Source organism: Bacteroides sp. AR20 (assembly GCF_964250605.1).
GTDB lineage: Bacteria > Bacteroidota > Bacteroidia > Bacteroidales > Bacteroidaceae > Bacteroides > Bacteroides uniformis.
Genome location: NZ_CAXUGK010000009.1, coordinates 74955 through 96649 on the forward strand (window position 1 = coordinate 74955; position 21695 = coordinate 96649).

At 49.4% G+C, this 21695-nt stretch carries 15 protein-coding genes; 14 read left to right on the plus strand and 1 reads right to left on the minus strand.

Annotated elements, in window-relative coordinates:
• Positions 1-22: 22 nt before the first annotated feature.
• The 4 genes from ACESTD_RS06840 to ACESTD_RS06855 all read left to right on the plus strand — a co-directional run bounded on the left by ACESTD_RS06840 (position 23) and on the right by ACESTD_RS06855 (position 4145).
• Positions 23-1708: a RagB/SusD family nutrient uptake outer membrane protein gene (locus ACESTD_RS06840; protein WP_005824940.1), complete on the plus strand. Its 1686-nt coding sequence runs from the start codon at positions 23-25 to the stop codon at positions 1706-1708.
• A gap of 208 nt (positions 1709-1916) precedes the next feature.
• The gene (locus ACESTD_RS06845) at positions 1917-3470 is read left to right on the plus strand and encodes a hypothetical protein (RefSeq protein WP_005834691.1); all 1554 of its coding nucleotides are present in this window, start codon (positions 1917-1919) and stop codon (positions 3468-3470) included.
• A 90-nt stretch (positions 3471-3560) separates the two neighbouring features.
• The gene (locus ACESTD_RS06850) at positions 3561-3833 is read left to right on the plus strand and encodes an HI0074 family nucleotidyltransferase substrate-binding subunit (protein ID WP_005824947.1); all 273 of its coding nucleotides are present in this window, start codon (positions 3561-3563) and stop codon (positions 3831-3833) included.
• Positions 3834-3836: 3 nt separating this feature from the next.
• Entirely contained in the window at positions 3837-4145 is a 309-nt protein-coding gene (locus tag ACESTD_RS06855; protein WP_005824948.1) for a nucleotidyltransferase domain-containing protein, read from the plus strand.
• Between the two features lie 148 nt (positions 4146-4293).
• On the opposite strand, the gene ACESTD_RS06860 is transcribed toward ACESTD_RS06855, so the two are convergent.
• Positions 4294-4917: an HU family DNA-binding protein gene (locus ACESTD_RS06860; protein WP_005834690.1), complete on the minus strand. Its 624-nt coding sequence runs from the start codon at positions 4915-4917 to the stop codon at positions 4294-4296.
• A gap of 371 nt (positions 4918-5288) precedes the next feature.
• Between ACESTD_RS06860 and ACESTD_RS06865 the strand changes: the two genes are divergently transcribed.
• From ACESTD_RS06865 to ACESTD_RS06910, 10 genes are all read left to right on the plus strand, one after another.
• Positions 5289-7382 (plus strand): BT4734/BF3469 family protein, encoded by a 2094-nt coding sequence (locus tag ACESTD_RS06865; protein ID WP_005834688.1) that lies wholly within the window; start codon positions 5289-5291, stop codon positions 7380-7382.
• A 230-nt stretch (positions 7383-7612) separates the two neighbouring features.
• Positions 7613-8779 (plus strand): exo-beta-N-acetylmuramidase NamZ domain-containing protein, encoded by a 1167-nt coding sequence (locus tag ACESTD_RS06870; protein ID WP_034523026.1) that lies wholly within the window; start codon positions 7613-7615, stop codon positions 8777-8779.
• A gap of 144 nt (positions 8780-8923) precedes the next feature.
• Complete coding sequence (locus ACESTD_RS06875; RefSeq protein WP_005834684.1) at positions 8924-10378, plus strand: sodium:solute symporter; 1455 nt, start codon at positions 8924-8926, stop codon at positions 10376-10378.
• 15 nt (positions 10379-10393) lie between these two features.
• Positions 10394-13384 carry a hypothetical protein gene (locus tag ACESTD_RS06880; protein WP_005834682.1) on the plus strand — a complete coding sequence of 997 codons (2991 nt, stop codon included), beginning with the start codon at positions 10394-10396 and terminating at the stop codon, positions 13382-13384.
• A 19-nt stretch (positions 13385-13403) separates the two neighbouring features.
• Entirely contained in the window at positions 13404-15263 is a 1860-nt protein-coding gene (locus tag ACESTD_RS06885) for a PQQ-binding-like beta-propeller repeat protein (protein WP_034523321.1), read from the plus strand.
• A 24-nt stretch (positions 15264-15287) separates the two neighbouring features.
• Positions 15288-16748, plus strand: coding sequence for a glycosyltransferase family 2 protein (locus ACESTD_RS06890; RefSeq protein WP_005834677.1), 1461 nt, complete (start codon positions 15288-15290; stop codon positions 16746-16748).
• Position 16749: 1 nt separating this feature from the next.
• Positions 16750-17682 carry a DUF4922 domain-containing protein gene (locus tag ACESTD_RS06895; RefSeq protein WP_005824968.1) on the plus strand — a complete coding sequence of 311 codons (933 nt, stop codon included), beginning with the start codon at positions 16750-16752 and terminating at the stop codon, positions 17680-17682.
• 41 nt (positions 17683-17723) lie between these two features.
• Positions 17724-19043 carry a SpoIID/LytB domain-containing protein gene (locus ACESTD_RS06900; RefSeq protein ID WP_005834675.1) on the plus strand — a complete coding sequence of 440 codons (1320 nt, stop codon included), beginning with the start codon at positions 17724-17726 and terminating at the stop codon, positions 19041-19043.
• Between the two features lie 27 nt (positions 19044-19070).
• Positions 19071-20393 (plus strand): MFS transporter, encoded by a 1323-nt coding sequence (locus ACESTD_RS06905; RefSeq protein WP_005824972.1) that lies wholly within the window; start codon positions 19071-19073, stop codon positions 20391-20393.
• A gap of 48 nt (positions 20394-20441) precedes the next feature.
• A complete protein-coding gene (locus ACESTD_RS06910) occupies positions 20442-21683 on the plus strand; it encodes an exo-beta-N-acetylmuramidase NamZ domain-containing protein (RefSeq protein ID WP_005834674.1) in 1242 nt (413 codons plus the stop codon).
• Positions 21684-21695: the final 12 nt, after the last annotated feature.

Sequence of the window (21695 nt, forward strand, 5' to 3'; positions counted from 1 at the left end):
CAACCTCAAAAACTTAAGAACAATGAAGAAATTATTTATATATGGGGTCACAGCGCTGGCGATGTTAACCGGTTGCAACGATTTGCTGGACAAATCCCCCTTGGATACCTTCACGAATACTCCGGCATACTGGAGCAACACCGATAATTTGGATAATCAGTGCAATACTTTTTATAACAACTTTACCGGCTTTGGCAACGGAGCCAGTGGAGGATGGTTCTACTTCAAAACAATAAGCGATGACCAGGTAGATGCAGAAAGCCATAACTGGACTTACACTAACGTGGTCGCATCTTCCACAAACTGGTCAGCCCCTTTCACAGAAATCCGACGCGCCAACTATATCATTGCCGGTGTACAGTCTTCCTCTCTTGATGAAGCAACAAAGGCCCACTATGAAGGTCTTGCACGCATGAACCGTGCGTGGGAATACTATCAGTTGGTCCGTATGTACGGCGATGTTCAATGGATAGACAAAGTTATCGACCCAGCCGACAACGAAGCCCTCTACGGACCACGCACCGACCGGGATGAAGTGATGGACCATGTGCTGGCAGACATCAATTATGCGTGCGAACACATTACCGCAAACAGCAATCGGCAACGTTTCAGCACCGACATGGCATATGCCATGAAAGCAGACATCACCTTATATGAAGGTACATACTGCAAATATCGCACTCAAGCTGAGAATGGCAAAGCCGCTGATGAGAGCCGCGCCAACAAATACTTGCAAGAATGTGTATCAGCCTGCGAATATCTTATGGCCAAAAACTACTCTCTAAGTAACAGTTACAAAGCCAACTATAATTCTGTCAGCCTGGCAAGCAATCCGGAAATGATTTTCTACAAGCCTTATGCACAAAGTTCGTTAAGGCACTCCACCATTGACTACACAATCAATACAAGTGGTACGCACGGCATTTCAAAGGACGCATTCGACAGTTTCCTTTTCCTTGATGGAAAACCGTTGGCAACAACCTCGAAAAACAAGGACGATGCAGCCGTATTGGATGCAGACAAAAATTACTCTATAAGAGAGGTTTTGGCCGTACGCGACAAGCGCCTGTCCGAAATTCTTGACCCGGTACTTTCTTTCAGAGGCCACGCCTACAGCCGTGCCGGTGTAGCAGCCTTCACCACATCGACCGGTTATGGCATCGCCAAGTATGATAACCCCGAAGAATTGAGTGTTAGCGACCGAAACAACATCGGCTACCAATACACCGACTGCCCGCTCTATTGGATTTCAGTTATTTATCTGAACTTTGCAGAAGCCAAAGCCGAAATGGGTTCTCTCACACAAGACGATCTCAACAACTCCATAAACAAGCTTCAGGCTCGTGCCGGCCTGCCGGCTATGACAACTACTCCAGATGCCGATCCTGCCAATAATATGGGAGTAAGCAATCTGATTTGGGAGATACGCCGCTGTCGCCGTTGCGAACTGATTATGGATAACTGGTACCGATATTGGGATTTAATCCGTTGGCACCAGCTCGACAAATTGGATTCAACCAAGTACCCGAACACCATGTTGGGCGCCAACGTAAGCAATGTGCCTGACTGTGAAGAAGCGACCAAGAACGGATATATAGATGCCTCCGATGCACAAATCCGTACTTATGAAGCCAAACATTATTTCTACCCGATTCCAACTACACAGTTGACCCTGAATAAAAACATGAAGCAGAATCCGGGTTGGTAATCAACTAAAAACAGCATATCGCGCTGTACCTCGTTTGGATTTAATTAAAGCGTTCATACATTCCATGTATCTAAATACAAATGTATGGACGCTTTTGTTATTCCCTTTAAAAGGTGTATAGAAACACGAATAGCACCTTCTAAAAGGAACCATAAATCAATATCATATACTTTCCCTTCGTTCATAACATACTAACAAGAAACATATCATGAAAAAGAAGAACATATTTTTCGTACTACTAATCTGCTTCATCAATAGTAGTTGCAACAAAGAAGAACAAACAGACGAGTTACAAGATAAGGATTTCTATTCTGATGTCACAACACGTGCTTCCTACATAAGCGGTACTATTACGGGCGAAATGAACCCCTATGTTAGTGATGGTTACTACACTTATGATTTAAGTATTCCTATACAAAAACAATCTGTAGGTATAAGAATTTCAGCAGTCGGTGGAGAAGCACGATTCAAAACAAACTACCAAGAACGATTCGAGAGTACATGGGTAACCCAAATTCCAGCAGGAAAAAACCATTTTCCAATAAATGTATTATGGACTAAAGCAGGTAGTAATTCTACCCTGATGGTACGTCCTGAAAAAAGTACAATCGAACTTACCGCAGATCTAAGAAACATCAATGTCAAAATGAAACCTATGCCAATCAATGCCCCTTCAACATTTGAATTGGGAGATACGATAACACTTTGGTGCAATTATTCCATAAACAAAGATACGGGCATAAAGTGGACTTACGATAAAAATCTATTCGCTGAAGTCTCTCAAAGTGCATCTGTCACACAAAGCAAATTCCAAATAAATTTGAAATCAAAGCAAGCCTTCAAGAACAGCGATGTCGGAGTAGAAGTCCATGATTTCTACATAAATTCTATCGGAGCAAAAGAGTATTTCATGGCTCGGAAAAGCAATATCAGTTTTCCCAATATGGGTCCTCAAATAGATGGCTACAGAAATATTGAACAATATAAAGAATACATATATTCCATCAATGACAGCAAGGCACATACATTTTATTGGACCGGGAAGAATATTAAGATAGTAAGTGGTCAGAACAGCTCTACGGTAACAATCGTACCGACACAACCCGGTAACGCAAGTGTCAAAGTGAGCTACAAATATAAAAATCAAACCGATAATTTTACCAATGAGCTACCTTTGAGTGTATCTAAGACATCAATGCAACTGATTGGCCCTGACGTAATCTGTGACAACGGGACATTCAGTATCAAGAATTTTCCCACAAAAGCAACAGTGGATTGGATTGTTGGCAACGATTTATATTCGCAATTAAATCAGGCATCACCTGCTATCACCCTGAATAATTTAGGGACACCCGGAGGCAGTTCCATTTATACGACCTTAACCGCAATAGTACACACAAAGGAATACACTGTTCAGTTTTCCAAACCAATTACTTTCAATGTATCAGGAATACAAGAAAATGACCATGACATTATATATGGCTATCTGTCACAAAGCGGAGGTGAATGCGGATTGAATCCTATTCCTGAAGGTGCGCATGATTTTCATTGGAGTGTTGACTGCGATTGGGAGGTAGACATGCAAGGATATTATTTCACTACTTTCAGCAGTCGGAACAGTCATGAAATTGAACGAGTTTGCGTAACGGTTGATTTCATAAATGCATGTGGAACCAGAACATACATATATAACTATTTCGACATCGGCTCAACAAATTCAGGAACTTATTCCACACCTAAAAACAGCCTTTCTCCAAAATAGCCCCAGACAGCTTTCACGAAAAAGCCCCCATCCATTTGCTCGTTACACAAAAGAAGCTTATATTTGCTTACTTAAAAACAGACAGCTATCATGGTACAGCAAGACATACGATGGATACAGCGTTTTGAATATACCCACGAACTGGCCTGGAAAGTGATGAAGGACTATGCAGAATATCAGGGGTATACCGACATCCGCAGCTCCCGTGATGCCATACGCAAAGCCCTTGAAATGGGATTGATTGATGACAAGCAATGGACGGAGACTATAGAAGCCCGAAATCTGACATCGCACAATCATGACAACGATGTAGTCTCTGAAGAGAAAATGCAATCCTTGAATACACCATCCTTATTCGATTGAGCTATGTACGGATTGACCGACAATGAACTGGAAAAGCTATGCAATCTCTTCCGGAAACATGAAGAAATAGAGCAGGCTGTTTTGTACGGCTCACGAGCCAAAGGAAATTTCAAGCCTTTTTCCGACATAGACATCACGCTGATGGGAGACAGACTTACGTATAATACTTTAAGCAGCCTTTCCGATGAAATAGACGACCTGCTTTTGCCTTACAGCGTAGACCTTTCCATCTATGGCAAATTAAAGAATGCCGACCTTTTGGAACATATACACCGTATGGGAATACCCATATTCAGCCGCCCATCAAACTAAACTAAATTTCACACATCCACCCTCACCACCCTCACCTTTCGCACGCATCGCCCTATTCATCGGCATTCAAGAGGTGGGTGAGAGCAAATTTAAAAAGTGAGGGCAAAATTTGCCCTCACCACAAGATTTCTTCGTTCAAAGTTATAAGTCACTCATTCTTACCGTAATATCCTGAAACGGGTACATAAATCGGTTGCAGCATTGTTCCCTCATTCTTCAACTTTCCTTCGGTGCGCAGCCGACGGATATGCCGCATGGCAGTAGTACGCATCATGCCGCAAACGCTTTGAAAGTCATTCCGTGTCATAAAAGGGCGAGTGGCGAAATAGTTGGTCAGCCGACGGTCTATCTCTTTATCCGTCAGTTTAGCCGAATGCTCGTTTGCCTTCAAAGCCTTTGCCTTGATGGTACCAATTTCATTTTTCAGTTTCTGGTCAGCACGAAATTTCACACCCGCCATCTTCACCTTCGTCAACTTACGCTTGGTAGCAGCCACTACCCGTTCGGTCGTGGTGAGCGACACGCGAAAGTAGCCGATGCCGTCGAGATGCACCTGCCTTCCTTCGGCAAGTTCCCTGCCCATGACGTGCGACACAGCATCGAGCACAGCCGTCACATCGGTTTCTGTCAATGAGCAACGTGCCTGGATGTCCCGCCGCAATTCATCGGTAGACCTGCTCCCATTTAGGCGGAGACGGGGATGAAGGATTTTATCTTCCGGAGATTTGTCGTACGAGTCCGGATTCTCGTACCAATCAAACAAAATAGCCATAGTTCAAACTGCGTTAAAGGGTTACATTATACGATAAAGCACTGCACGGAACACGTGCGAAGTACGTACGCAGTCTGTTGAAGTACAAAGGTTATATCACAGCCCAGCCCGTGAGCAGAACCGTTCACTGTAGTGAGCTGCTCCGTTCACTAATATGAACAAGAAAGACCACTTTAGTGGACTGTTCATAAACTCTGGTGTAAAAGTAGACAAAACTATGGGGATAAGCAAAGAAACGAACACCTTTTATAAAAGAAACATATAGACATTCCACCCCAAAAAAGAAGCCAATCGGAAAATAATCCTTGAAAAGCTTGTATCCCCCCCTTTCCCGGCGTATCTTTACAAGAATATTACATACACGATAAAGAATGAAAATCACACTGATCAGAGAGGAACGCGAAAGCGGAAAAGAGGCCGTCAGCACACAAAAAACGGACATGTTGATGGAAAAGCTGAAAACCGAGAACAAGACCGGATACATTACGGAGCTGCGTAGCATCATCCCGCATTTGAAAGGGACCAACGCCCGATATGAGCATATCGACAGACTGCCGCGTCTCTATCCCGCCGTAGAAATGACCCGCACCAAAGCAGGAGAACACCGGATAAAGACCTACAACGGGCTGATACTACTGGAAGTAAACAATCTGGCCGGGGTGGCCGAAGCCGAACTGGTGAAACAACAAGCCGCCCTGCTGCCGCAAACCTTTGCCGCCTTCTGTGGCTCCAGCGGACGAAGCGCCAAAATATGGGTACGCTTCACCCTGCCCGACGGAGGGCTTCCAAAGAATGAAGACGATATCGCCTTATTCCACGCCCACGCCTACCGCCTGGCAGTGAAGTGCTACCAACCCCTTCTCCCTTTCCCCATCACCCTCCAGGCTCCTTCACTCCTACAAAGCTGCCGGATGACCGTGGACGAACAGCCCTATTATAGCCCCACCGCCGTGGCCTTCTGCCTGGAACAGCCCTGCGCCCTGCCCTCGGAAGACAACTACCGCCAACGGAAACAGCAGGAAAGCAATCCGTTGCTGAGAATGACTCCCGGCTACGAAGTGGCGGACACATGCAACCTGCTCTTCGAGGCCGCCCTCGACCGCGCCTTCCGCGATTTGGACAACTGGCGACGGGGCGACGACCTGCGCCCGCTGCTGTCCCGCCTTGCCGAACATTGCTTCAAAGCCGGCATTCCTGAAGAAGAAGCGGTGCGCCAGACACTGATGCACTACTACCGGGAGGCAGACGAACCCCTTGTACGCCTGACGCTGCATAACCTTTACGGGGAATTGAAAGGCTTCGGCACCCGCAGCAGCCTGAACAAAGACCAGGAAACTGCTTTCCGGCTGGAGGAGTTCATGAAACGCCGCTACGAATTCCGCTACAACACCGTGCTTGGCGACTTGGAATACCGGCAGCGCGACTCCATCCACTTCTACTTCCAACCTGCCGACCAGCGCGTACGCAGCAGCATCGCCATGAAGGCACTGAAAGAGGGAGTACGTGTGTGGGACCGCGACATCACCCGCTTCCTGTCTTCGGACTACGTGCCGCTATACAACCCCATCGAAGAATATCTCTATAACACCGGACGCTGGGACGGCAAAGACCGCATCCGCGCATTGGCCGACCTCGTGCCCTGCCACAATCCCCACTGGAGGGAACTGTTCTACCGGTGGTTTCTTGGCATGGTGGCACATTGGCGGGGAATCGACAAACAGCACGGCAACAATACCTCGCCCCTGCTCGTAGGTCCGCAAGGTTACCGCAAAAGTACTTTCTGCCGTATCCTATTGCCACCGGAACTGCGTTTCGGCTACACCGACAGTATCGACTTCAAGAGCAAGCAGGAAGCGGAGCGCAGCCTTGGCCGCTTTTTTCTGATTAACATCGACGAATTCGACCAGATAAACGCCAATCAGCAAGGCTTCTTGAAGCACCTCCTGCAAAAACCGGTTGCCAACCTGCGAAAGCCCTACGGTACCACTATTCAGGAAATGCGCCGCTATGCCTCCTTCATCGGGACCAGCAATCTGAAAGACCTGCTGACCGACCCGTCGGGAAGTCGCCGTTTCATCTGCATCGAAGTGACCGGTCCTATCCAGACAAACGTCACTATCAATTATCACCAGCTCTATGCCCAAGCCATGCACGACATCATGAAGGGTGAACGCTACTGGCTGGACGACACTGACGAAGCAATCGTAAAGGAGTACAACCGGGAATTCGAGCGGGTAGACCCATTGGAAGAACTTTTCCTTTGCCATTTCCGTGGCGCGGAGGAGAGCGAAGAAGGCGAATGGCTCACAGCCATGCAGATTTTCAACGACCTGCAACAGAAAACGAGGGATAAGTTGGCCATCAACCGGATAGCAGCTTTCGGACGCACGCTCCGCAAGCTGGACATCCTCAACAAGAAATCGAACCGGGGAACACTTTATCATCTGGTAAGAATAGAAGAATGAACCGGCACTCCCACCGATTGTACCAAAGTGAGGGCAAACTTGGCCCTCACTCTTTTTATAAAAAGTATTTCCGTACGCAGCTGATGCAGTTCAACCATTATTTAATAAGGTGAACAGTTGACTATTTGCAAATTATGATTGATAATACTAAAAATACCCAAATAAGTGTTTTTGATATTAAAATAAAACGTATCTTTGTTGCAAACAACGTCCTCCTTAATAATACTATTATGAAGAAACTGCTGCTTTTAGCCTTTGTGCTATGTAGTTCTTTACTGTGCCGGGCACAAGAAGAACGAGTTATTTTAGGTGATGAACAGACTTCCGAGTATTTTCCAATCCTAAAAGATAAACGAATTGCCATATTCTCCAATCATACAGGAATGATAGGAGACAAGCATCTGTTGGATATTCTGCTGGAAAACAAGTTCAATGTGGTAGCCATTTTCTCCCCTGAACACGGTTTCAGAGGAGATGCCGACGCAGGCGAACACGTGTCCAGCTCGGTAGACAAGAAGACCGGAGTACCTATCCTCTCGCTGTACGACGGGAAATCCGGAAAACCAAGCGAAGCATCCATGCGCAAGTTTGATATCCTTGTGGTAGACATCCAGGATGTAGGCCTAAGATTCTATACTTATTATGCCTCTATGTGCCGGCTGATGGACGCTTGTGCAGAATACAACCGCAAGGTGCTGATACTGGACCGCCCCAATCCGAACGGACACTACGTGGACGGCCCGATACTGGACATGAAATATAAATCCGGTGTAGGTTGGCTGCCGATTCCCGTGGTGCACGGCATGACGCTGGGCGAACTGGGCCTGATGGTAAACGGCGAACGCTGGTTGCCGGCGTCACGCACTTGCGACCTGACCGTCATTCCCTGCAAGAACTATACGCACCGGACCCTATACAAGCTGCCGATTCCCCCGTCCCCCAATCTGCCGAACATGAAGTCCATCTATCTGTACCCCTCGACCTGCTATTTCGAGGCCACTCCGGTCAGTCTGGGAAGAGGAACCGACCTCCCCTTCCAGGTCTACGGGCATCCCAACATGACGGGCTACAGCTACAGCTTCACCCCGCGCAGTGTTCCCGGAGCCAAGAATCCGCCCCAGTTGGGCAAGCTTTGCCACGGCGTGAACCTGAGCAACATGAGCGACGAGGAAATCTGGAAACGCGGTATTGACCTGAGTTACGTGATAGACGCTTACCGGAATCTGAACATGGACGACCACTTCTTCCGTTCCTTCTTCGAGCTGTTGATAGGCACCGACTACGTGCGCAAAATGATAAAGGAAGGGAAAAGCGCCGAAGAAATCAAGGCAAGATGGAAAGACGACGTAGAGAAATTCAAGGTACAGCGCAAGCCCTACCTGCTCTACGAAGAATAAAGACATGTACAATTCACTATTTACAATGTACAATTTCAGAGAAGGTACAATTCAAAAGTAAATGGGAAGGTACAACAGTTTATACTAAAGAAACGCCGCATGGCAAATTGTAAATTGTAAATGAACAAATTGTAAATAAACATTATGACTCCACTATCCGTAATCATCACCATAGCCGCCTACTTCGCGATACTGTTCACGGTATCCTATATTGCAGGAAGGAAGGCAGACAACGCCGGCTTCTTTGTGGGTAACCGCAAGTCATCCTGGTATGTCGTGGCGTTCGCCATGGTCGGTTCCGCCATTTCAGGTGTGACCTATGTATCCGTACCCGGCATGGTTGCCGCCAGCAGCTTCGGCTATCTGCAAATGGTGTTGGGCTTCATTGCCGGACAGCTCATCATAGCCTATCTGCTGGTACCGCTATTCTACAAAATGAACCTGGTATCCATCTACGAATATCTGGAGAACCGTTTCGGCATGTCTTCCTACCGCACGGGTGCCTGGTTCTTCTTCATCTCCAAAATGCTCGGTGCCGCTGTCCGTCTGTTCCTCGTATGCCTGACGTTGCAACTGCTGGTATTCGAACCTTTCGGACTGCCTTTCCTACTGAACGTGGCCATCACGGTGGCACTGGTCTGGTTGTACACTTTCCAGGGTGGCGTAAAGTCTCTTATCTGGACAGACTCTCTGAAGACATTCTGCTTGGTGGTGTCGGTCGTACTCTGCATCTGGTATATCGCTTCCGACCTCAATCTGTCATTTACCGGTATGGTAAGCACCATTGCCGACAGTGACATGTCCCGCATCTTCTTCTTCGACGATGTGAACAGCAAGCAGTACTTCTTCAAGCAGTTCCTCGCCGGTGCCTTCACCATGATTGCCATGACCGGGCTGGATCAGGACATGATGCAGCGCAACCTGAGCTGCAAGAACTTCAAGGACTCACAGAAGAACATGATTACCAGTGTCATTTCGCAGTTCTTCGTCATCCTGCTTTTCCTGATGCTGGGCGTGCTGCTCTACATCTTTGCCGCCAACCAGCAGATTGCGGTGGAGAAGAGTGACGAACTGTTCCCGCTGATTGCCACCGGCAACTATTTCCCTGCCATTGTGGGCATACTGTTCATCATCGGCCTGATTTCTTCTGCCTATTCAGCCGCAGGCTCGGCACTCACCGCGCTGACCACTTCCTTCACCGTAGACATTCTGGGAACGAAAGGCAAGTCGGAAGAGACGGTTGTGAAGATGCGCAAGAAAGTGCACATCGGCATGGCGGTTGTCATGGGAATCACCATTTTCGTATTCAATCTTCTCAACAACACCAGTGTCATCGACGCTGTATATATTCTGGCAAGCTATACCTACGGTCCTATACTGGGTCTGTTTGCTTTCGGCATTTTCATGAAACAACAAGTGCGTGACAAGTACATCCCGTTAGTTGCCATCGCCTCCCCGGTTCTCTGCTTCATTCTGCAGAAGAATTCCGAAGTCTGGTTCGGAGGTTATCAATTCAGCTACGAATTGCTGATTTTCAATGCACTGTTCACTTTCATCGGTCTCTGTCTATTGATTAAGAAAGATAAAAAGAACAATTAACTTAATACATCATCTATGAATGTAAGACGTCAGTTTTTACTTAGTCTGCTTGCCGCCTCCCTCTTCCCCCACGCGGGAGGCGCGCAAGGACTTCCGACGGATGTCCGCCAGGCAATCGGGAAATTCTTGGATACCACCGCACGAAAAGAAGTTTCCGTAGGACGTATCAGCATCGACTCAGTGGCTGTGGAAGGAAATACACTGCAACTGTTTGCCAACATGAACTGTGCCTATATTCCTTTCCGTGAGGACAATGTGGCCGAAATCTACCAAGGCGTAAGCGCCCTGCTGCCGGTGGAGTTTGCCAAATACAAGCTGCAAATCCGTACCAACAAGCGCAGTATCGAAGAACTGGTTCCCCAAGCCCTGCGCAGTAAAAAAGACAAAAAGACGAAGACATTCAGCCCCGTCGCTTCCAAGCCTCTGGTTACCGAAGTTTCCTCCCCCTACACCCCCACCAACGGCTTGCATAACCGGCATATCGCCCTATGGCAAAGCCACGGCTGGTACTACGAATCAAAACTCGACCGCTGGGAATGGCAGCGTGCGCGTATCTTCCAGACAGTGGAAGACCTCTACACCCAGAGCTACGTATTGCCCTTCCTCGTACCGATGTTGGAAAATGCCGGTGCCAATGTGCTGCTTCCCCGCGAACGCGATTGCCAGACGGCAGAAGTCATCGTAGACAATGACGGTTGCCTGACCGGCCGTTCCGTCTATACAGAAAATTCCGGTGACAAGCTCTGGAGTCAGGGAGAAGGACAAGGCTTCGCCCACCTGCGCCCCCAATACATAGACTTTGAGAATCCTTTCAAGGAAGGCACCTACCGCGCCATAGAAACCATCAAGAAAGGAAACGCAAGCACCGCCGAATGGATTCCCGAAATCCCTTCGACCGGACAATACGCCGTATACGTCTCTTACCAAACCTTGCCAAACAGCGCGGACGATGCCCTTTACACCGTCTATCACAAAGGCGGCACCACGCAGTTCAAGGTAAACCAGCAAATGGGAGGCGGCACCTGGATTTACCTCGGCACCTTCGGCTTCAATGCCGGCCGGAACAATGAATGCAAAGTCGTTCTGAACAACCTTTCCTCCAAAGTAGGAAGAATCATCACTGCCGACGCCGTGAAGATAGGCGGCGGCATGGGAAACATAGCTCGGGGAGAAGTCAGCGGTTATCCCCGTTTCTGCGAAGCCGCCCGCTACTGGCTGCAATGGGCAGGCATACCGGACAGCGTATATTCAGAAAGCAACGGCAAGAATGACTATACCGACGACTATAAATGCCGTGGTATCTGGGTGAACTACCTTTCCGGAGGCTCTGCCGTGAACCCGACGGAAAAAGGGCTGAACATCCCTGTCAACATGGCCTTTGCCTTCCACTCCGATGCAGGAACTACACTGAACGATTCCATCATCGGGACACTCGGCATCTACTATACCAACGCCTACAATGAGAAATTCGCCAACGGAGCATCCCGCTACTTGAGCCACGACCTGACAGACTTGATTCAGTCCAACATCGTGCGTGACGTGCGTACCCTCTACGAACCCCAATGGACACGCCGGGGCAAATGGAACCAATCCTACTATGAGGCCCGTGTACCCCGCGTACCTACCATGCTACTCGAACTACTTTCCCATCAAAACTTTGCAGACATGCGCTACGGACTGGACCCGCGTTTCCGTTTCACCGTAAGCCGCGCCATCTACAAAGGTATGCTTCAGTTCCTCTGCTCACAATACAACATGGATTATGTAGTGCAACCGTTACCGGTAGACCACATGACCTTGCGCATGACCAGCGAGAACGAAGTGGAACTGACCTGGCAACCCGTAGCGGATGCGTTGGAACCAACTGCCGTAGCAGAGAAATACATTGTTTATACCCGTATCGGCGACGGGGATTTCGACAACGGAGTATTGGTGGACGGCAACAGTTACCGAACCACGCTCCTCGCCGGCATGGTATGCAGCTACAAGGTTACCGCTGTCAACAAGGGCGGCGAGAGTTTCCCTTCCGAAATTCTTTCCGCCGGACGGGCGTTCAATTCCAAAGGTACCGTATTGGTGATAAACGGATTCGACCGCATCAGTGCCCCTGCCGACTTTACGGCCCCCGCCCCCGCCGACACCCTCCTTGCCGGATTTCTGGATGAGCAGGACCACGGGGTCCCCTATATCCATGACATCAGCTACATTGGCAAGATGAAGGAATACCGCCGTTCCATTCCCTGGATGGACGACGACGCCTCCGGTTTCGGCGACAGTTATGGAAATTACGAGACCCAAGTCATCGCAGGAAATACGTTCGATTATCCTGCCATACATGGTGCCGCTATCCTGAAAGCGGGATATTCGTTTGTATCGGTTAGTAATGAAAGTCTCTCCCCCGTAGGAAAGGGAGAGAAGAATATTCCGGTGGATATGAGGGAGTATAGGTATGTGGACTTGATACTTGGGAAGCAATGCCAGACCAAGATGGGACGGGGAGGCGTAAAACCGTTGGAGTTCAAGACTTTCAGCAAACCGATGCAGGAGGCTATTGCGGCTTATTGTAAGCAAGGTGGAAATATCTTTGTTTCGGGCGCTTTTGTAGGAACGGATTTATGGGACAACCGCCTTGCAACCGCCGACGAAGCCGACAAGAAATTTGCGATGGAAGTACTGAAATATAAGTGGCGTGTGGGACAAGCGGCTACAATGGGTAAGGTGAAAAGCGTAGCTTCTCCGTTCCCCGCCCTTTCAGGAAACTATACCTATCACAATGAGCTGAATGCCGATTCGTATGTGGTGGAATCACCGGACGCCATTGAACCGGCAACCAAAGATGCACACACCGTGATGCGGTATTCTGAAAACAACCTGAGTGCCGGTGTGGCCTACCAAGGCGACTACAAGACTGTTGTATTGGGATTCCCTTTTGAATCCATACGTACTGATTCTGAAAGAGAGGCATTCATGAATGCTGTACTGACATTCTTCAATGACAACAAGTAATATCAACCAATCATCATCTATGAACAGAAGACTGTTAATAATCGTCCTGATGGCTTGCCTGCTCCCCCTGGGGATGCAGGCACAGCAAGGGACATTCCGTTTTGCCCAACTGACGGACATTCATCTGACCCCGAACAATCCGAATCCCACAGAGGACCTGCTGCGTTCCGTGGCACAGATTAATGCCACCGACAGTATCGACTTTGTCCTGGTGACGGGCGACCTGACCGAAGAAGGCGACCGTACTACCATGGAAAAAGTGAAATCGTGCCTTGACTTGCTGAAGGTCCCCTACCACGTAGTCCTAGGCAACCATGAAACGAAATGGAGCGACTCCGGCTGTACCGCTTTCGGAGAAATCTTTGGCGGCGAACGCTTCGAGTTCGAGCATAAGGGATTCCTTTTCCTCGGCTTCAACTCCGGTCCGCTGATGCGTATGGCCTACGGGCATGTAGTGCCGCAAGATATCCGTTGGATGACGGAAGAAATGGATAAAAACGGCAAAGACAAACCGGTGATACTTGTCACCCACTACCCGCTAATGGAAGGTGATGTGGACAATTGGTATGAGGTGACGGATGCCGTCCGCCCCTACAACGTGCGCTTGTTTATCGGCGGACACTACCACAGCAACCGGGATTTACGTTACGACGGCATTCCGGGCGTACTGATGCGCAGCAACCTGTGCGACAAAGAAGGGAAACCGGGTTACGGCATCTATGAAGTAACCGGGGATTCCATCCGGGTATACACGCAACGTATCGGCGAGCCCAAGAAGCAGTGGACAGCATTCTCGCTGACCGGACAGTATTACGACCGCAACGGAAAGGCAGAGAAATATCCTGACTTCTCGGTCAACAAGGAGTATCCGCAAGTAAAGGAGCAATGGATGGTGCAGACGGGCGCAGGCATTTACTGCTCTCCCGCCGTAGAAAAAGATAAAGTGTTCGTAGGAGACGATATGGGACAGCTGACAGCCTACGCCCTGAAAAACGGTAAAAAGCTATGGAGCTTTGAATCCGGCAAGCGCATTGTCGGTACTCCGGCCGTAAGCGAGGGTATCGTTGTATTCGGGTCTGCTGACCGTCGCATCTACGGATTGAACGCCAAAGACGGCAGCCTGCTCTGGACGGTAGAAGCCGCCGAACCGGTGCTCGGAGCCGTGACCATCGCAGACGGCAGAGCATACATCGGTGCCAGTGACGCCACTTTCCGTGCCATAGACATCCATACGGGAAAAGTAATCTGGGCCTACACCAGCGTGAAGGGCTACATCGAGACCAAGCCGTTGGTGACGGAAGACAAAGTTATCTTCGGCGCATGGGACAATACACTGTATGCCCTGAGCAAGGCAAACGGGCATGAACTATGGAAATGGACGGGCGGACTGACCCGTATGCACTTCTCTCCAGCCGCCGTATGGCCGGTAGCCACCGACGGCAAAGTATTCATTACCGACCCGCAACGCGCCATGACCGCCATAGACATCCATACGGGCAATACCGTGTGGCGCACCTTCCAGTCCATGGTGCGCGAGACCATCGGACTTTCCGAAGACGGTGAACGTATCTATAGCAAAACGATGAACGACAGCATTGTTTGCTATGCAGCTCAAGGAGATACTCCGCGGGAGTTGTGGGCAACCAATGTAGGTTTCGGTTATGAGCATGCCCCCTCCATGCAAGTGGAAAAAGAGGGGGTAATGTTTGGCAGTACCAAAGAAGGACTTATCTTCGCACTGGAAGGAAAAACAGGCAAAGTACTGTGGAAACATAAAATAGGAAATTCACTCATCAGTACCGTAGTTCCGTTGAACGGCCACGAAGTTCTATTCACGGCAACCAGCGGGGAAGTGGGACTTCTGAGAATTAAAAATTGAGAATTAAAAATTAAAAGATATATCATGAATAAAATCAGTTGCTTTCTTCCCTACGCAGGAAAAGAACAAGTAGAAAAAACAGTGAATAGCCTACAGGCGACAGGACTTATAGAAGAAATCCGGTTAATCACGACCGATGCCACTCTGGAATCGCTCCCGGACTGCGAAATATTGTTTGTTGACATGCCCTACAGCAGTGCAACCCTCAAAGCTATTGCTAATGCAGCCAAAGGAGAATACACATTGCTTTATACCAAAGAGACTACGCTCGAAATGGGTATGTTTGCACTGGAACGTATGATACACATCCTTGAAGATTCAAGCGCCGGTATGGTATATGCCGACCACTACCAAATAGCAGACGGCAAGCAGAGCAACGCTCCGGTAATCGACTACCAATTCGGTTCCTTGAGGGATGACTTCAACTTTGGCTCCCTGCTCCTTTTCAACACCGAAAAACTAAAGGAAGCCGCCGGACACATGAAGTCTGACTACAACTTCGCCGGACTTTACGACCTGCGCTTGAAATTGAGCCAACATTCAGACTTGGTACATATCAACGAATACTTATACAGCGAGGTGGAAAACGATACCCGCAAGAGCGGCGAAAAGATTTTCGACTATGTAGACCCCAAAAACCGTGACCGCCAGATTGAGATGGAGCAGGCATGTACCGAACATCTGAAAGAAATCGGGGGATATCTGGCACCGGAGTTCAAGAAGATTGAGTTCTCTGCCGGTAACTTCGAATATGAGGCCTCCGTCATCATTCCGGTACGCAACCGTATCCGTACCATCCGTGACGCCATCAAATCTGTATTGATGCAGAAGACAGACTTTAAATATAATCTTATCATCATCGACAACCATTCCACAGACGGCACTACGGAGGCCATCGATGAATTCAAGGATGACGAACGCGTCATCCATATCATCCCCGAACGTACCGACCTCGGCATCGGCGGTTGCTGGAATATGGGGGTACACCACCCCAAGTGCGGCAAGTTTGCCGTGCAGCTGGACAGCGATGACGTATACAAAGACGAAAATACACTCGCCATCATGGTCCGCGCCTTCTACGAGCAGAACTGCGCCATGGTAGTAGGCACCTATATGATGACGGACTTCAACATGAACATGATTGCTCCGGGCATCATCGACCACAAGGAATGGACTCCGGCAAACGGACGCAACAACGCCCTCCGCATCAACGGTCTGGGTGCCCCGCGCGCCTTCTATACCCCGGTGCTGCGCGAAGTGAAAGTACCCAATACCAGCTATGGCGAAGACTATGCACTGGGACTGAACTTCTCCCGCCAATACCAGATAGGACGTGTGTACGACGTGGTCTACCTCTGCCGCCGTTGGGACGACAACTCCGATGCCTCACTGGACATCGTGAAAATGAACGGACACAACCTCTACAAAGACCGCATCCGTACCTGGGAACTTCAGGCACGCATAGCGATGAACAAAAACAAGTGATATGAATCAAACGATACACCATCTTCTGACTGGACAATTGGCATCCTGGGAGACGGCACGCAACAACTATGCCGCCCTCTCCGGTGTGCGGGTGAAAGAGCTGAATGTAAACGGGATACTTTATAAGGTACAGTTCAACCCCGCACGCATCGTTTCCTCCGGTGCCAAAGTGGATGCCAAGTCCATCCTGGAACGGAAATGCTTTCTGTGCCCGGCCAATTTGCCGCCGGTACAGAAAGGTATCCCGTTCGGAGGACACTACAATATTCTGGTGAATCCGTTCCCCATCTTCCCCCGCCACCTGACAGTACCGGAACTGGCACATACCCCTCAACGCATAGCCACCCGCTTCACCGACATGCTGGAGCTGGCCGAGGCGCTGACGGATTACACCATCTTCTACAACGGTCCCAAATGTGGTGCTTCCGCCCCCGACCATGCTCATTTCCAGGCAGGAAACAAAGGGTTCATGCCTATTGAAAAGGACTGGCGCGGACAGACTGCCGGGAAAATAGCCGATTATAGGAAAGCAGCACTGTGGTATCTTGACGACGCTCCCCGTGCCACACTTGTGATTGAATCCACCTCCAAAGAGGACGCGGCAGACTTGTTCGACATCATTTACCGTTCTCTGGACGTGAAACCCGAAGAAGACGAGCCGATGATGAACGTACTGGTCCTATACGAGGCCGACCGTTGGGTGGTCTTTGTCTTCCCGCGCGAGAAACACCGCCCCGCCTGCTATACTGCCGAAGGAGAAGCCAATCTGTTGAGCAGCCCGGCATCCGTCGACTTGGGAGGTGTCTTTATCACCCCCGTAGAAAAGGATTTCTTGAAAATCACTGCGGAAGACGTGGCGCAGATATTAAGTGAAGTATGCCTCTCTGCCACAGATTTCCACAAGGTACGGCAGCGTATCAGGGAAAAAATATGACTTCTGAAATCCAAGAACTCTAATTTTAAAGAAATACCATTATGAAAGAGCCCAAAGTACAAGTAGGCATTCTGTTTGAACCGCAGATAGAATTCGTTTTGCTGAATCCGTATCGCATGGACGGAACGGAAGTCAGCGGCAAGCAGGTAGTGACCTACGACGAAGGCAAGATTCTCTGGAATGGACGCCGGTATGACGAACTGCTGTTTGAACCGCAACACGAGCAGACCGATGCCTTCGAACTATTGGACGTTACCATCGGCATCAATTTCCATTGGGAGCGCAAGGAAGACCAGCGTTTTCTGGGTGCTCTCAAAATCATCGTTGAGAATGGAAAGCTCACCGGCATCAACGTCATCCATGTAGAAGATTATCTGACCAGCGTCATCTCCTCCGAGATGAGTGCCACCGCTTCTCTGGAGCTGCTCAAGGCACACGCTGTCATCTCCCGAAGCTGGCTACTGGCACAAATACAAAAGAATAAGGAAATCACCGAAGCCCAAGCTAACTACTCGGCCTTTACGCAGACCGACGAAGAGCTGATTCGCTGGTACGACCGAGAAGACCACACACGTTTCGATGTATGCGCCGACGACCATTGTCAACGCTACCAGGGCATTACACGTGCCTCTACCGATATTGTGAAACAAGCCATCTCCGCTACCCGCGGCCAGGTACTGACATCTGATGGTAAGATTTGCGACGCCCGTTTCTCCAAATGCTGCGGCGGTGCTTTCGAGGAATTCCAATACTGCTGGGAAGACATCAAATACCCCTATCTTGCCCAACAACGAGACAGCAAAACGCACGCCACACTGCCCGATTTGACGCAGGAAGTCGAAGCGGACCGCTGGATTCGTACCTCCCCCGAAGCATTCTGCAACACCACCGACAAGAAAATCCTCTCACAGGTACTCAATAACTATGACCAGGAGACTACGGACTTCTATCGCTGGAAAGTGGAATATACCCAGGAAGAGCTTTCAGCCCTCATTCTGAAACGTTCAGGCATTGACTACGGACAAATCATCGACCTTATCCCCATAGCCCGCGGAACCAGCGGACGCCTCTGGAAACTGAAGATTGTGGGAACCAAACGCACACTCACCATCGGCAAGGAACTGGAAATCCGCCGCACGCTCTCCACTTCACACCTCTACAGCTCTGCCTTCGTGGTAGACAAAGAGGAGTTGTCCGCCGAAGGCATTCCCGGACGCTTCATCCTCACCGGCGCCGGTTGGGGGCATGGTGTGGGACTTTGCCAAATAGGTGCAGCCGTGATGGGCGAACAAGGGTATAAGTATGATGCAATACTGCTGCACTACTATATAGGTGCCAGCATTGACAAGCTGTATGAATAATCGAATAGAACACAATAAATCAATATCATGAACCATACAAAAAACATATCGCCATGGGCATGGGTACCCACCTTGTACTTTGCACAAGGCATTCCATATTTTATCGTAAACAACATCTCCGTGATGATGTTTACCAAAATGGGCGTACCGAACGGAGAAATGGCCTTGTTCACAAGCCTGCTCTATCTGCCATGGACTATCAAACCCTTCTGGAGCCCGTTTGTCGACATCATCAAGACCAAAAGATGGTGGACCCTTTCCATGCAGATTCTGATGTCTGTGGCATTCATCCTGCTGACGCTGTCCATTCCACGGCCGGACGAGGCGACTATGGCGGCCGGAACAACCCCCATCAGCATGTTCAGCATCACGCTGATGCTGTTCATCATCACGGCTTTTGCCTCTGCCACACACGACATTGCCGCCGACGGCTTCTACATGCTGGCACTGAAACAGAGTGACCAGGCAGCCTTCGTTGGCATCCGAAGCACGTTTTACCGGCTCGCCTCTATCTTCGGACAAGGCGTGCTCGTAGCCATTGCCGGCGCCATCGAACTGAGAACCGAAAACATTCCGCTGTCATGGACCATCACGATGCTGGTTACAGCCGTTCTGTTCAGCCTGGTGACGTTCTATCACCTCTTTGCAGTCCCCAAACCCACCTCAGATAAGTCAACACTGGCTGCCGATGCCGCCACTGCAGGAGCTATATTCAGAGAATTCGGACGAACATTCGCCACCTATTTTACCAAACCGGGCGCATTGCTGGCCATCGTGTTCATGTTGCTGTACCGCCTGCCTGAAGCATTCCTCATCAAAATGTGTATGCCTTTCCTGGTTGCCTCCAAAGAATCGGGAGGTCTGGAACTATCGACAGCAGAAGTAGGTATCGTATACGGCACCATCGGAGTCATATTCCTCACCCTGGGCGGTATCCTCGGAGGATTGTTCGCATCACGCATTGGCTTGAAAAAATCCATCTGGTGGATGGCAGGATGCATGACTCTGCCATGCCTGACGTTTGTCTATCTTGCCATTGCCCAGCCCGACAATCTGTTTGCTATCTCAACCGCCATCGCCATCGAGCAATTTGGCTACGGCTTCGGTTTCACGGCCTACATGCTCTACATGATGTACTTCTCCGAAGGTGAATTCAAAACATCCCACTATGCCATCTGTACCGCATTCATGGCACTAAGCATGATGATACCAGGTATGTTTGCGGGATATATCCAGGAGGCTATCGGATATACGGACTTCTTCTGGTTGGTAATGATATGCTGTTTCGCCACGGTTGTTGTCACCATTTTTGCAGACAGAAGGATAGACCCGGAATATGGAAAAAAATGATTAATGGTTAATGATTAATGTTTTGTGAGTAATATTTAGTGATTGGTTATGAAGAGGACTATTATTATATCCTTGCTCTGCCTCCTTTGCGGAGGTGCGATGCAAGCACAGAAGATCAGAATAAAGACCGGTATCGAGGTACTGAAAGAACAGAATTTCCGATGCCTGGAAGGTAAGCGTGTAGGATTGATTACCAACCCGACGGGGGTGGACAACCGGATGAGGTCCACCATTGACATCCTGCACGAGGCGCCCAACGTGAACCTTGTGGCACTCTACGGCCCCGAACACGGCGTGCGCGGCGATGTGCACGCAGGCGACCATGTGACGGACATCAAAGACGCGACTACCGGACTGCCCGTCTATTCGCTTTACGGAAAGACCCGCAAGGCCACGCCGGACATGCTGAAAGATGTGGATGTATTAGTGTATGATATCCAAGACATCGGTTGCCGTTCCTTTACCTACATCAGCACCATGGGACTGGCCATGGAAGCCGCTGCCGAAAACGGCAAGGAATTCATTGTGCTGGACCGGCCCAATCCCGTAGGCGGATTGAAGATTGAAGGCAACTTGGTTGAAGATGATTGCATTTCTTTTGTAAGCCAGTTTAAAATTCCGTACCTTTACGCCCTCACTTGCGGTGAGCTGGCACTGATGCTCAATGGCGAGAAGATGTTGAAGGATGGGGAACAATGTAATCTCCACATAGTGAAGATGAAAGGCTGGAAACGCAAGATGGATTATACCCAAACCGGACTGCAATGGGTTCCCTCCTCTCCACACATTCCACATCCTCATTCTGCATTCTTCTACCCCGTCAGCGGCATTCTGGGCGAACTGGGATATATGTCTATCGGCGTGGGGTATACCATTCCGTTCCAGATGTTTGCCGCACCATGGATGGAAGCGGAAAAGCTGGCCGGAAACCTGAACCGTCTGAACGTACCGGGGGTCATCTTCAGACCGATGTACCTGAAGCCGTTCTATAGTGTAGGCAAAGGCGAGTTGCTGCAAGGTGTGCAAGTGCACATCATGGATTTCGGCAAAGCACCGTTGAGCGACCTGCAATTCCTGGTCATGCAGGAAGTCGCCGCCCTCTATCCTGACCGTGCCGTGTTTGACCATGCCGACAAGGGACGTTTCAACATGTTCGACAAAGTAAGCGGTTCGCGGCAGATACGCGAGCGCTTCTCGAAACGGAACCGTTGGGAGGACATACGCGACTACTGGTATAAAGATGCCGAAGACTTCCGTAAGTTGTCGAAAAAGTATTATTTATATAAATAAATTTACAGATAA

Excerpts from the sequence above, each read along its gene's own strand:
- ACESTD_RS06840 (WP_005824940.1), top strand. The coding sequence starts at position 23 with ATGAAGAAATTATTTATATATGGGGTCACAGCGCTGGCGATGTTAACC.
- ACESTD_RS06845 (WP_005834691.1), top strand. The coding sequence starts at position 1,917 with ATGAAAAAGAAGAACATATTTTTCGTACTACTAATCTGCTTCATCAAT.
- ACESTD_RS06850 (WP_005824947.1), top strand. The coding sequence starts at position 3,561 with ATGGTACAGCAAGACATACGATGGATACAGCGTTTTGAATATACCCAC.
- ACESTD_RS06855 (WP_005824948.1), top strand. The coding sequence starts at position 3,837 with ATGTACGGATTGACCGACAATGAACTGGAAAAGCTATGCAATCTCTTC.
- ACESTD_RS06860 (WP_005834690.1), bottom strand. The coding sequence starts at position 4,917 with ATGGCTATTTTGTTTGATTGGTACGAGAATCCGGACTCGTACGACAAA.
- ACESTD_RS06865 (WP_005834688.1), top strand. The coding sequence starts at position 5,289 with ATGAAAATCACACTGATCAGAGAGGAACGCGAAAGCGGAAAAGAGGCC.
- ACESTD_RS06870 (WP_034523026.1), top strand. The coding sequence starts at position 7,613 with ATGAAGAAACTGCTGCTTTTAGCCTTTGTGCTATGTAGTTCTTTACTG.
- ACESTD_RS06875 (WP_005834684.1), top strand. The coding sequence starts at position 8,924 with ATGACTCCACTATCCGTAATCATCACCATAGCCGCCTACTTCGCGATA.
- ACESTD_RS06880 (WP_005834682.1), top strand. The coding sequence starts at position 10,394 with ATGAATGTAAGACGTCAGTTTTTACTTAGTCTGCTTGCCGCCTCCCTC.
- ACESTD_RS06885 (WP_034523321.1), top strand. The coding sequence starts at position 13,404 with ATGAACAGAAGACTGTTAATAATCGTCCTGATGGCTTGCCTGCTCCCC.
- ACESTD_RS06890 (WP_005834677.1), top strand. The coding sequence starts at position 15,288 with ATGAATAAAATCAGTTGCTTTCTTCCCTACGCAGGAAAAGAACAAGTA.
- ACESTD_RS06895 (WP_005824968.1), top strand. The coding sequence starts at position 16,750 with ATGAATCAAACGATACACCATCTTCTGACTGGACAATTGGCATCCTGG.
- ACESTD_RS06900 (WP_005834675.1), top strand. The coding sequence starts at position 17,724 with ATGAAAGAGCCCAAAGTACAAGTAGGCATTCTGTTTGAACCGCAGATA.
- ACESTD_RS06905 (WP_005824972.1), top strand. The coding sequence starts at position 19,071 with ATGAACCATACAAAAAACATATCGCCATGGGCATGGGTACCCACCTTG.
- ACESTD_RS06910 (WP_005834674.1), top strand. The coding sequence starts at position 20,442 with ATGAAGAGGACTATTATTATATCCTTGCTCTGCCTCCTTTGCGGAGGT.